We start from the raw sequence: 11,917 nt of genomic DNA on the forward strand, positions 1-11,917 counted from the left end.
TGACCCGGACGGCAGGGACCGCCGTGCTGCGCGAGATGCGCTGGTGGGACATCGACGCGGTGTTCGTCCTGGAGAAGGAGCTCTTCCCGGACGACGCCTGGTCGCGCGGGATGTTCTGGTCCGAGCTCGCCCACGCGCGCGGACCGCTGGCCACCCGCCGCTACGTGGTGGCCGTGGACGGCGACCGCCTCGTCGGGTACGCGGGGCTCGCCGCCTCCGGTGACCTCGCCGACGTGCAGACCATCGCCGTGGCCCGCGACCACTGGAGCACCGGCCTCGGCGCCCGGCTCCTCACCGACCTGCTGCGGGCCGCGACCGCCTTCGAGTGCGCCGAGGTGATGCTGGAAGTGCGGGTCGACAACACGCGCGCGCAAAAGCTCTACGAGCGCTTCGGATTCGAACCCATCGGCTTCCGGCGCGGCTACTACCAGCCCGGCAACGTGGACGCCCTGGTCATGCGCCGCACCGACCCCTCCACTCCCGCAACCGGCGTACAAGGAACCGAGATTCATGGCTGACTCGCGCGACGAACCTCTCGTCCTCGGCATCGAGACCTCCTGCGACGAGACCGGCGTCGGCATCGTCCGCGGCACCACGCTGCTCGCGGACGCCGTCGCCTCCAGCGTCGACGAGCACGCCCGCTTCGGCGGCGTCGTGCCCGAGGTGGCCTCCCGGGCGCACCTGGAAGCGATGGTGCCGACCATCGAACGCGCCCTGAAGGAAGCGGGCGTGAGCGCGCGCGACCTCGACGGCATCGCGGTGACCGCAGGGCCCGGCCTCGCGGGCGCGCTGCTCGTCGGCGTCTCGGCCGCCAAGGCGTACGCCTACGCGCTCGGCAAGCCGCTCTACGGCGTGAACCACCTCGCCTCGCACATCTGCGTCGACCAGCTGGAGCACGGGCCGCTGCCCGAGCCCACCATGGCGCTCCTGGTGTCCGGCGGCCACTCCTCGCTGCTGCTCTCCAGCGACATCACCTCGGACGTGCGGCCGCTCGGCTCGACCATCGACGACGCGGCGGGGGAGGCCTTCGACAAGATCGCGCGGGTGCTGAACCTCGGCTTCCCCGGCGGCCCCGTCATCGACCGCTACGCGCGCGAGGGCGACCCGGCCGCCATCGCCTTCCCGCGCGGGCTCACCGGACCCCGCGACCCCGCCTACGACTTCTCCTTCTCCGGTCTGAAGACGTCCGTCGCCCGCTGGATCGAGGCGAAGCGGGCCGCCGGCGAGGAGGTGCCGGTGCGGGACGTGTCGGCGTCCTTCCAGGAGGCCGTCGTCGACGTCCTGACCCGCAAGGCCGTGCGGGCCTGCAAGGACGAGGGCGTCGACCACCTCATGATCGGCGGCGGCGTGGCCGCCAACTCGCGGCTGCGCGCGCTCGCCCAGGAGCGGTGCGAGAAGGCCGGCATCCGGCTGCGGGTGCCGCGCCCGAAGCTGTGCACGGACAACGGCGCGATGGTCGCTGCCCTCGGCGCCGAGATGGTCGCCCGCAACCGCGCGGCCTCGTCCTGGGACCTGTCGGCGGACTCGTCGCTGCCGGTGACCGAGCCGCACGTGCCCGGTCACACGCACGACCACGACCATGTGCACGAGGTCAGCAAGGAGAACCTGTACTCATGACGGTCGCGCTCATGTGGGAGGCCCGTGCCGTCGAAGGGCGGGGCGCCGACCTGCTCGCGTGGGCACGGGAGCGGGAGCTGTCCGCCGTCCCGGCCCGGCGGGAGACCTTCCGGGCTCCGCAGGACCGGGTGCTGGTCATCACCTGGTGGGACGCGGAGTTCGACGCGGACCTGCCGGAGCTGCCGGAGCCCGCGGCGGAGCTCGTGACGCGTCCGGTGCACCGGTGGCGGTTCGAGCCGGTGGGGGAGAGCTAGCCCCTGCCCGCCGCTTCCTGAGGCTCATCCGTGCTCAGCGGGACCGTGACCGTCACTGGTGACAGGACCGTCGTGCAGAGCGATCCATGTCCCCGTCCCCCCCCGGGGTACGACGCCTACGACGCCTGTGGTGTCAGGGACACGTCGTGGGTGCCGGTCGGTTCCCTTCGGGCTTCCGGTACGTCAACAGGTAGCGCCAGAAGAGCAGGTGGCGCACGGTGGCGCCGGGCAGGAGACGGGCCGCCTCGGCGCGGATCTCGGGGAGCCGCATGGCGGGCGGGCGCACGGGGGCCTTGAGCGGGGGCGTGTGGATGCCGCGCAGGCGCTCGCCCGCGTAGACCGTGACCCGGGCCGCCGCGTTGGCGGGGGAGGCCGCGAGGTCCCACCAGGTCATTCCGGCGTAACAGCCGAGGACGAGCAGGGTGCCGCCGGGGGCGAGGGCGTCGCGCAGGCGCGTGAGCGTGGTGAACGGCATGTGGTGCAGGCTCGCCAGGCAGGTGACGGCGGCGTAGTGGCCCTCGGGGAGGTCCTCCTCGGTCACGTCCGCCCGGCGGAAGCGGGGTCCCCCGCCGTGTGCCTCGGCCTCGGCGACGACCTGCGCCGAGGGGTCGAGCGCGTCGACCTCGTAGCCGCGTCCCGCGAGGCGGCGGGCGAAGCGGCCGGTGCCGCAGCCGACGTCGAGGGCGGCGCGGCCGCGACCGTCGGACGGCAGGGTCCGCAGGAGCAGCCGGTGGTAGTGGTCGTTGTGGTCGAAGGGCATGCGGGCGAGCCTCGCACACGGCTCAGTCCGCGCGTCCCGCCCGCGGCAGCAACCCGTCGATCACCGCGGCGAGTTGGCGCGTCATGTCGTACGTCCCCGTCAGCTCGTCCCAGCTGCCCGCGAGGGCCGCGAGGTGGGGGAGCTCGGCAGCGTCGGCGTCGGTGAGCATGTCGGGGAAGTACCGCTTGCGGTCCGGGTCCTCGGCGCGGCGCTCCATCGCGCGGCGGAAGATCAGCTCCCCGTGGACGAAGTGCCAGACGGTCCGGTAGGCGTGCACGGCCTCGGCGCGGGTGAGCCCGCAGTCGACGCCCGTGGCGATGATCTCCTCGACCATCCACAGCGCGCCCTTGTCGGTGAGGTCGCCGAGGCTGAGCACCTCCACCACCCAGGGCATCCGCGCCAGCGTGGCGTGCATGTGCAGGGAGACGGCGAGCAGGCGTTCGCGCGGGTCGGCGGGCAGGTCGGGGCGGGGGGCCGTGGCGGCCGTGCCGGAGAGCGTGAGCATCAGGAGGTCGTCCTTGTCGCGCACGTGGTGGTAGAGCGCCATCGGCGTCGCGCCGACCTCCTTGGCGACGCGGCGCATGCTCAGGGCGGCGACGCCCTCCTCCTCCAGGATCCGGCGGGCCGTCGCGACGATCGTCTCCGTGCCGATGCGGCGGGGGCGGCCGACACGCTTCTTCCGCGCGCCTGCCTCCGTCGCGGGCTCGCTCTTCGCGGGTTCGTCCGTCGCGGGTTCGTCCGTCACGGGCTGGTTCTTCGCCACCGGTTCTTCTGCCACCGGGTCATTGTCGCGCCTTGCCCGCGGTTGCTCGCGCCGGTGTGCGGGCGCAGGGCTTGCGGAGTTTCTATACGCGTATAGTAATGTGCCTCGCATGGTGAACATGGTGAACTCGCGCACCCCGCGAGGGCCTCTGCTGCCGGTGCTGCTCACCGTGCAGTTCCTCGTCTCCCTCGACATGTCCGTCGTCAACATCGCCCTGCCCGACATGGGCGACGACCTCGGCTTCGCCCCCGACTCGCTGCTCTGGGTCGTCAACGCCTACGCGCTCGCCTTCGGCGGCCTGCTCATGCTCGGCGGGCGCCTGGCCGACCTGATCGGACGCCGGCGCACCCTCATGGGCGGCTTCGCCGTCTTCGGCCTCGCGAGCCTCGCGGGCGGGCTCGCCCTCGCGCCGGGCCAGCTCGTCGCGGCCCGCGCCGTGCAGGGCGCGGGCGCGGCGGCGCTCGCCCCCGTCGCGCTCGCCCTGATCACCGTCAACTACGCGGCGGGGCCCGCGCGTTCGCGGGCGCTCGGGCTGTGGGGCATCTCCGGCGCGCTCGGCGGCGCGGTCGGGATCATGGCGGGCGGCCTGCTCACCGACTGGCTGGGCTGGCGCTCCGTGATGCTCGTCAACGTCCCCGTCGTGCTCGCCGCGCTCCTCGCCGCGCGCCGCGGTGTCCCCGCCGACCGCCGCACCGGCCCCGCACCCCGCCTCGACGTCGCGGGCGCCCTGCTGGTCACCGCGGGCATGACGGTGCTCGTCCTCGGCCTCGTCCGTACGCGGACGCACGCCTGGGGGTCCGGCACCACGCTGGGCACGCTCGGTGCCGCGGCCGTGCTGCTCGCCGCCTTCGTCGCCGTCGAGGCCCGCAAGCGGGAGCCGCTGCTGCGGCTCGGCCTGCTCGGCCCCGCACACCGCCCGGTGCTCTCCGCGAACGTCTTCGCGCTGCTGATGTCCTCGGGCCAGTTCGCCGCCTTCTACTTCACCTCGCTCTACCTCCAGCAGGTGCTGGGGTACGGGCCGACGGCCGCCGGCGCCGCGTTCCTGCCGTTCTGCGCGGGCATCGTGGCCGGGTCGACGGTCGCGGCCCGGCTGGTCGCACGGGCCGGCGAGCGGGCGCTGCTCGTGGCGGGCGGGCTGCTCGGGGCCGCCGGGTTCGGGTGGTTCGCGCTCACGGTCGAGGCGGGCGGCACGTTCCTGAGCTCCGTCTTCGGGCCCTCCCTCGTCGCGAGCGTCGGCATCGGCATGTGCTTCGTACCGCTGGGCACGGCCGCGACCGGCGGCGTCGCCCCCGAGGAGACCGGCATGGCCTCCGGGCTGCTCAACAGCTCCCGCCAGCTCGGCGGCTCGCTCGGCCTCGCGGTCCTCGTCACGGTCGCCGCCGACGTCACCGGCGCGGGCACCGGCCGGGCCGCACTCGCCGACGGCCACGCGGCGGCCTTCCTCCTTTCCGCCGGGCTCCTGGTGGCGGCCGCACTGGCGACCGCGGTGCTGCACGGCCGCCGACCGGACGCCCCGACACCGCCGCGACCTGCGCGGACACCCGCACGGGAAGAAACTTCGAAGAATCCCGGCGACGATGTCGAAACGGGCGTCTCCCGTTCGACGCAGGGCTGAGAGGCGAGGAGAAGCCCCCGCCGCCACCCGATGGGAGACCACCATGCCGCGCTACCTGACGATGATCCGCATCGACGAGAACAACGTCCCCGAGGGCGGTCCGAGCCCCGAACTCCAGGAGCGCATGGGCGCACTCCTTGAGGAGATCACCAAGGCCGGGGTCATGCTCGACACCGCGGGCCTGCGCCCGACCGCCGAGGGCGCCCGCGTGACCTGGGACAAGGGGGAACTGTCCGTCACCGACGGGCCGTTCACCGAGACCAAGGAGGTCATCGGCGGCTACTCGATCTGTCAGGCCAAGGACAAGGCGGAGGCGATCGAGTGGACCAAGCGGTTCCTGCAGACCCACGAGGACTACTGGACGATCAGCGCCGAGGTCCGGGAGATCGAGGAGGGCTGAGCGCCGCGGGCCCGGACCCGCGGCGCGCCTTTGCGGCGGCGGCACCGGGGTGCTCTGATGGGTGGCCGTGAACCATCCGCCGGAGCACCCCCGCCGCACGGCGCAGGAGCGGCACCCCCGCGCCACCGTGGAGACCGTCTTCCGCATGGAGTCGCCGCGCATCATCGCCGGCGTCGCGCGGATCGTACGGGACGTCGGCATCGCCGAGGAGCTGGCGCAGGACGCCCTGGTGGCGGCGCTCGAACAGTGGCCCGAGCAGGGCGTCCCCGACAACCCGGGCGCCTGGCTCATGGCCACCGCCAAGCACCGCGCCATCGACCTGGTCCGCCGCCGCGAGCGCTACGCCCGCAAGCTCGCGGAGGTCGGCCGCGACCTGGAGAGCGCGCCGCCCCAGGTGACCGGGCCCGCCGAACCCGTCGACCCCGACGCCATCGACGACGACCTGCTCCGCCTCGTCTTCACCGCCTGCCACCCGGTCCTCTCCGCCGAGGCCCGCGTGGCGCTCACCCTGCGCCTGCTCGGCGGTCTGACCACCGCGGAGATCGCCCGCGCGGTGCTCGTGCCGGAGGCGACCGTGGCGCAGCGGATCGTGCGCGCCAAGCGCACCCTCGCCACGAAGGGCGTCGCCTTCGAGGTGCCGTACGGGGCCGGGCGTGCGGCCCGCCTCGGCTCGGTCCTCGAGGTCATCTACCTCATCTTCAACGAGGGGTACGCGGCCACGGCGGGCGACGACTGGCTGCGCCCGTCCCTGTGCGAGGACGCGCTGCGGCTGGCCAGGGTGCTCGCCGGGCTGATGCCCAAGGAGTCCGAAGTGCACGGGCTCGCCGCCCTGTTGGAGCTGCAGGCGTCGCGCTCGGCGGCACGGACAGGACCGTCCGGCGAGCCGGTGCTGCTCAGGGACCAGAGCAGGGCCCGGTGGAACCGGATGCTCATCCGGCGCGGGTTCGCGGCGCTGGCGCGGGCGCAGACGGTGTCCGGCGGGGCCCTCGGGCCGTACGCCCTGCAGGCCGCCATCGCCGCCTGTCACGCCCACGCGCACACGTACGAGGACACCGACTGGCGGCAGATCGCCGCCCTCTACGGCCTGCTCGCCGCCCGCACCCCGTCCCCGGTGGTCGAGCTGAACCGGGCGGTCGCCGTCTCGATGGCCGAGGGGCCGGTGGCGGGACTCGCCCTGGTCGACGCACTCGCCGCCGAACCGGCGTTGCGGGACTACCACTTGCTGCCCAGCGTGCGGGGCGATCTCCTGGCGCGGCTCGGACGGTTCGCGGAGGCGCGGGAGGACTTCGAGCGGGCGGCCACGCTGGCGCGCAACGAGCGGGAGCGGGAGTTCTTGCGGGGGCGGGCGCGGGAGTGCGACCGGGGAGTGTGAGCAGCGCGCCCTGCGGGGCTTCCCCCTCTGATCCCGTCCCTTCCCGAACCAGGCTCCGCCCCGGACCCCGTCCCTTCCCGAACCAGGGCTCCGCCCCGGACCCCGCCCCTTTCCGAACCAGGGCTCCGCCTCTCCCGAACCAGGGCTCCGCCCCGGACCCCGCTCCTCAAACGCCGGAGGGGCTGGAAGCGTGACGGCGTAGCTGCCCGCGGGCGACGGAAGGGGCCGCTCAGGCGGGAAGCACCGGCTGGCCGATCAGCATCGCCGGGGCCCCCGCCACCCTCGTCAGGAACACCGTCGCCGCGTTCTTCCCCTGCGGCTTCACCTTGCGGCGCAGTTCCTCCGGCTCGACCGCCGAGCCCCGCTTCTTCACCGTCAGGATCCCGACCTCGCGCTCCCGCAGCAGCGCCTTCAGCTTCTTCACGCCGAAGGGGAGCCGGTCGGTGATCTCGTACGCCACCGCGTACGGCGTCGCGTGCAGCGCGTCCGACGTGACGTACGCGATCGTCTCGTCGATCAGCCCGCCCCCGACCCGGGCGGCGACCTCCGCCACCAGGTGCGCGCGGATGACCGCGCCGTCCGGCTCGTACAAGTAACGCCCGACGGGCCGTACTTCGGGGTCGGGGAGCATCGCGTCGAGCGAGCTCCACAGGGAGGCGCCGCCGGGCAGGAGCGTCGCCCGGTGCGAGGAGGGCTCCGGCGTGCCGAACCACAGCACGGCCTCCTTCACGTCACCGCCGTCCGAGATCCACTCGGCCGCGGCCTCCGCGGGAATCGCCTCGTGCGGGATGCCCGGGGCGATCTTCAGCGCGGCCAGCGGGGCCTCGCGGGCCGTCCCGACGGCCCAGGACAGCGGCGGCGAGTACGCCTCGGGGTCGAAGATCCGCCCGCGTCCGCCCCGGCGCGCCGGGTCCACGAAGACCGCGTCGTACGGGGAGGGGTCGATCTCGGTGACATCGGCCTCGCGGACCTCGATCAGGTCGTCAAGGCCCAGCGCCTGCGCGTTGGCGCGGGCGACCGCGCAGGTCAGCGGGTCGCGGTCGACGGCGAGCACGGAGATGCCGGCCCGGGCCAGGGCGATGGCGTCGCCGCCGATGCCGCAGCAGAGGTCGGCGAGCGAGCGTACGCCGAGCGCCTTGAAGCTCTCGGCGCGGTGCGCGGCCACGGAGGTGCGCGTGGACTGCTCGACGCCGTTGGGCGTGAAGAACATCCGGGCCGCGTCCCGCGCACCGAACTTCGCCGCGGCCCGCTGCCGCAGCCGCGCCTGCGCGAGCGCGGCCGAGACCAGGGGCGCCGGGTGGGCGCGGCGCAGCCGGGTGGCGGCGGCGAGCTCCTGGGCGGGCTCGACGTCCCGCACCTCGTCGAGCAGGGCGGCGCCCTGCGGGGTGCGGAGGGCGGTGAAGGCGGCGAGGGGGTCGCCGAGGTCGCTCTCGTCGGTGCTCGGCGTGTTCGGGTCGTTCACCCGCCCCATTGTGGGCCAGTCGGTGGATGGTGCGCGTCCGGCGGCGGTGTCGGCCCCTCGGCAGGGCCTTGAGCTGCGAGGATCCGGCGCCATGCAACTAGTACGACAAAACGAAAAATCCACCAGAAGACGGAAGAATCAGACGCGTGCCCTCGTGGCCGTCCTCTCCGTCGCGGCGATCGCCTCGGGCTGCGCCTCCGGCGGCGACTTTGACGGCGTGCGGCCCGCCCCCGGCCAGCAGCCGCTCAAGGCCCCGCCCGCCCGCGCCCTCGACTCCTACGCCCACAAGCTCGCCTCGGCCCAGGCCGCGCGCGCGGCGGCGGCCAAGCGCTGGGGCCTGGCCAGGACCCCGCTGGCCGCGCCCGAGGCGCCGGGGGTCAAGCCGCGGATCACCACCCGCAAGGGCTTCGGGGTCAAGGGCCAGGCGAGCCTGCCGCCGGTCTTCACGACCGTCCCGACCAAGGAGAAGGTCGTCTTCCTCACCATGGACGACGGCGCCGAGAAGGATCCGGCGCTGCTGAGGATGATGAGCGAGCTGAAGATCCCGTACACCGCGTTCCTCAGCGACTACCTGGTCAAGGAGGACTACGGCTACTTCAGGAAGATGCAGGACCGCGGTGTCACCCTGAACAACCACACCCTCAACCACCGCTACCTGCCCGGGCTTTCGTACGAGGGCCAGCGCCGCGAGATCTGCGGCATGCAGGACATCGTGGAGAAGCGCTACGGCAAGCGGCCCAAGCTCTTCCGTCCGCCGTACGGCAACTACAACCAGGACACCCTGCGCGCCGCCAAGTCCTGCGGCGTCAAGGCCGTGCCGCTGTGGGCGTCCGAGGCCTTCGCCGACCACATGGAGTGGCGCGAGTGGGACCGCGACCTGCACCCCGGCGACATCATCCTCACGCACTTCAGGGGGCGCGAGGACTGGAAGGGCACGATGCCCGACATGATCCGCCGGGTCATGAAGACGGTCACGGACAAGGGCTACGCGGTGGCCAGGCTGGAGGACTACCTGTGACCCCCCGGGCGCGAGCGCGCCGCCGCCTCCTCGCCGGGGCCCTGCTGTGCGGAGTGCTCGCGCCCGCACTGCTCACGGGCTGCGCGGAATCGGTGGACCCGATCGAACGCCTGGGCAGAAAGGCGGCCCAGAAGGTCCCGCCACGCAAGCCGGGCCCCACGGGGGACCGGGGCGCGCCGGTCGTCGGCCACTGCGGGCAGGAGTTCCGCACGGCGACGGGGGTCTCCCCCGGTCGGGCGGAGCCGGGAGACGGAGGGAGGGTGGGCGCGGCCCCCGGTGCCGGGCGCCGGGAAAGCGGGCCTCCGTTCCTCGCCGGGAGGGAACTCCAGCCCCCCGCGCCCCGTTGCCCCGGCAGGGGCAGCGCGCCGCCTACCCCGGCACAGGGGCCCCCGCTCCGCTGAGCCCGACGCAGTCGATTGGCACTCCGCTTGACCGAGTGCTAATCCCCGTCCTAGTCTCACTTCTGGCACTCCCCACTGGAGAGTGCCAACAGCGACGGGCAGGTCCGGCACCCGCGACGACGGATCCACCTGGTCGCCACACTCAGACTCTTAACCCCGTGAGATCTCCGAAGGGGGAGACCGGATCGTGACGACCGCAAGCTCCAAGGTTGCCATCAAGCCGCTCGAGGACCGCATTGTGGTCCAGCCGCTCGACGCCGAGCAGACCACGGCCTCCGGCCTGGTCATTCCGGACACCGCGAAGGAGAAGCCCCAGGAGGGCGCCGTCCTCGCCGTGGGCCCGGGCCGCTTCGAGAACGGCGAGCGCCTGCCGCTCGACGTCAAGGTCGGCGATGTCGTGCTGTACAGCAAGTACGGCGGCACCGAGGTGAAGTACAACGGCGACGAGTACCTCGTCCTCTCGGCCCGCGACGTGCTCGCGATCGTCGAGAAGTAATTCACCCAGCATTTGCTTTTCTGAGCTGCGCCCCTGGTCACCCCGCTGATTGCCGGGCGGCGAGGGGCGTAGTTCGTTAAATCCGAGTTTTCGAGAGGGCTGAATCGCTCCCATGGCGAAGATCCTGAAGTTCGACGAGGACGCCCGTCGCGCCCTTGAGCGCGGCGTCAACAAGCTTGCCGACACGGTCAAGGTGACGATCGGCCCCCGCGGCCGCAACGTCGTCATCGACAAGAAGTTCGGCGCCCCGACCATCACCAACGACGGCGTCACCATCGCCCGTGAGGTCGAGGTCGAGGACCCGTACGAGAACCTCGGCGCCCAGCTGGTGAAGGAGGTGGCGACCAAGACCAACGACATCGCTGGTGACGGCACCACCACCGCCACCGTGCTCGCCCAGGCCCTGGTCAAGGAAGGCCTGCGCAACGTAGCCGCCGGCGCCTCCCCGGCCGCCCTGAAGAAGGGCATCGACGCCGCCGTCGCGGCCGTCTCCCAGGAGCTCCTCGCCACCGCCCGCCCGATCGACGACAAGGCCGACATCGCGGCCGTCGCCGGTCTCTCGGCCCAGGACCCGCAGGTCGGCGAGCTCATCGCCGAGGCGATGGACAAGGTCGGCAAGGACGGTGTCATCACCGTCGAGGAGTCCAACACCTTCGGCCTCGAGCTCGACTTCACCGAGGGCATGGCCTTCGACAAGGGCTACCTGTCGCCGTACATGGTGTCCGACCAGGAGCGTATGGAGGCCGTCCTCGACGACCCGTACATCCTGATCCACCAGGGCAAGATCTCCTCCATCCAGGACCTCCTGCCGCTGCTCGAGAAGGTCATCCAGGCCAACGCCTCGAAGCCGCTCCTGATCATCGCCGAGGACGTCGAGGGCGAGGCCCTGTCGACCCTGGTCGTGAACAAGATCCGCGGCACCTTCAACGCCGTCGCGGTGAAGGCCCCCGGCTTCGGTGACCGCCGCAAGGCCATGCTCGGCGACATCGCCACCCTCACGGGCGGCACCGTCATCGCCGAAGAGGTCGGCCTCAAGATCGACCAGGTCGGTCTCGACGTGCTGGGCACCGCCCGCCGCGTCACCATCACCAAGGACGACACCACCATCGTCGACGGTGGCGGCAACAAGGCCGAGGTCGAGGGCCGCGTCGCCCAGATCAAGGCCGAGATCGACGCCACGGACTCCGACTGGGACCGCGAGAAGCTCCAGGAGCGCCTCGCGAAGCTGGCCGGCGGCGTCTGCGTCATCAAGGTCGGCGCCGCCACCGAGGTGGAGCTGAAGGAGAAGAAGCACCGTCTGGAGGACGCCATCTCCGCGACCCGCGCCGCGGTCGAGGAGGGCATCGTCTCCGGTGGTGGCTCCGCCCTGGTGCACGCCGCCAAGGTGCTCGGCGACTCCCTCGGCAAGGAGGGCGACGAGGCCACCGGTGTCGCCGTCGTCCGCCGCGCCGCCGTCGAGCCGCTGCGCTGGATCGCCGAGAACGCCGGCCTCGAGGGCTACGTCATCACCTCGAAGGTCGCCGAGCTCGACAAGGGCTTCGGCTTCAACGCCGCGACCGGCGAGTACGGCGACCTGGTCAAGGCCGGCGTCATCGACCCGGTCAAGGTCACCCGCTCCGCCCTGGAGAACGCCGCGTCCATCGCCTCCCTGCTCCTCACGACCGAGACCCTGGTCGTCGAGAAGCCGGCCGAGGAAGAGGCCGACGCCGGTCACGGCCACGGGCACGGTCACTCGCACTGACCCGCCGCGCTCGGCCTG

At 72.8% G+C, this 11,917-nt stretch carries 12 protein-coding genes; 9 read left to right on the forward strand and 3 right to left on the reverse strand.

Annotated elements, in window-relative coordinates; all coding sequences use genetic code 11:
• Positions 1–35: 35 nt before the first annotated feature.
• The 3 genes from rimI to ACZ592_RS05740 are packed head-to-tail and all read left to right on the forward strand — an operon-like array spanning position 36 to position 1,871.
• Complete coding sequence (rimI, locus tag ACZ592_RS05730) at positions 36–518, forward strand: ribosomal protein S18-alanine N-acetyltransferase (RefSeq protein ID WP_471580715.1); 483 nt, start codon at positions 36–38, stop codon at positions 516–518.
• Positions 511–1,617 (forward strand): tRNA (adenosine(37)-N6)-threonylcarbamoyltransferase complex transferase subunit TsaD, encoded by a 1,107-nt coding sequence (gene tsaD, locus ACZ592_RS05735; protein WP_471580228.1) that lies wholly within the window; start codon positions 511–513, stop codon positions 1,615–1,617. The genes rimI and tsaD overlap by 8 nt, the downstream gene beginning before the upstream one ends.
• The gene (locus ACZ592_RS05740; RefSeq protein WP_471580229.1) at positions 1,614–1,871 is read left to right on the forward strand and encodes a hypothetical protein; all 258 of its coding nucleotides are present in this window, start codon (positions 1,614–1,616) and stop codon (positions 1,869–1,871) included. The genes tsaD and ACZ592_RS05740 overlap by 4 nt, the downstream gene beginning before the upstream one ends.
• Positions 1,872–2,004: 133 nt before the next feature.
• Here ACZ592_RS05740 and ACZ592_RS05745 read toward each other — a convergent pair whose 3' ends face one another.
• Positions 2,005–2,631 carry a class I SAM-dependent methyltransferase gene (locus tag ACZ592_RS05745; protein WP_471580230.1) on the reverse strand — a complete coding sequence of 209 codons (627 nt, stop codon included), beginning with the start codon at positions 2,629–2,631 and terminating at the stop codon, positions 2,005–2,007.
• A 22-nt stretch (positions 2,632–2,653) separates the two neighbouring features.
• Complete coding sequence (locus tag ACZ592_RS05750) at positions 2,654–3,409, reverse strand: TetR/AcrR family transcriptional regulator (RefSeq protein WP_471580231.1); 756 nt, start codon at positions 3,407–3,409, stop codon at positions 2,654–2,656.
• A gap of 103 nt (positions 3,410–3,512) precedes the next feature.
• Between ACZ592_RS05750 and ACZ592_RS05755 the strand changes: the two genes are divergently transcribed.
• The 3 genes from ACZ592_RS05755 to ACZ592_RS05765 all read left to right on the forward strand — a co-directional run bounded on the left by ACZ592_RS05755 (position 3,513) and on the right by ACZ592_RS05765 (position 6,781).
• On the forward strand, positions 3,513–5,009 hold the full coding sequence (locus ACZ592_RS05755) for an MFS transporter (RefSeq protein WP_471580716.1): 1,497 nt from the start codon (positions 3,513–3,515) through the stop codon (positions 5,007–5,009).
• A 43-nt stretch (positions 5,010–5,052) separates the two neighbouring features.
• Positions 5,053–5,409 (forward strand): YciI family protein, encoded by a 357-nt coding sequence (locus ACZ592_RS05760; protein ID WP_471580232.1) that lies wholly within the window; start codon positions 5,053–5,055, stop codon positions 5,407–5,409.
• 145 nt (positions 5,410–5,554) lie between these two features.
• On the forward strand, positions 5,555–6,781 hold the full coding sequence (locus ACZ592_RS05765; protein ID WP_471580717.1) for an RNA polymerase sigma factor: 1,227 nt from the start codon (positions 5,555–5,557) through the stop codon (positions 6,779–6,781).
• A gap of 229 nt (positions 6,782–7,010) precedes the next feature.
• Here ACZ592_RS05765 and ACZ592_RS05770 read toward each other — a convergent pair whose 3' ends face one another.
• A complete protein-coding gene (locus tag ACZ592_RS05770; RefSeq protein WP_471580233.1) occupies positions 7,011–8,252 on the reverse strand; it encodes a class I SAM-dependent methyltransferase in 1,242 nt (413 codons plus the stop codon).
• Positions 8,253–8,334: 82 nt separating this feature from the next.
• On the opposite strand from ACZ592_RS05770, the gene ACZ592_RS05775 reads away from it, so the two are divergent.
• The 3 genes from ACZ592_RS05775 (at position 8,335) to groL (ending at position 11,899) form a co-directional block, all read left to right on the forward strand.
• Positions 8,335–9,261 (forward strand): polysaccharide deacetylase family protein, encoded by a 927-nt coding sequence (locus tag ACZ592_RS05775; RefSeq protein ID WP_471580234.1) that lies wholly within the window; start codon positions 8,335–8,337, stop codon positions 9,259–9,261.
• A gap of 588 nt (positions 9,262–9,849) precedes the next feature.
• Complete coding sequence (gene groES / locus ACZ592_RS05780) at positions 9,850–10,158, forward strand: co-chaperone GroES (RefSeq protein ID WP_006347174.1); 309 nt, start codon at positions 9,850–9,852, stop codon at positions 10,156–10,158.
• Between the two features lie 112 nt (positions 10,159–10,270).
• The gene (gene groL, locus ACZ592_RS05785) at positions 10,271–11,899 is read left to right on the forward strand and encodes a chaperonin GroEL (RefSeq protein ID WP_471580235.1); all 1,629 of its coding nucleotides are present in this window, start codon (positions 10,271–10,273) and stop codon (positions 11,897–11,899) included.
• Positions 11,900–11,917 lie beyond the last annotated feature (18 nt).

This window comes from Streptomyces sp. NPDC040622, from assembly GCF_055593965.1.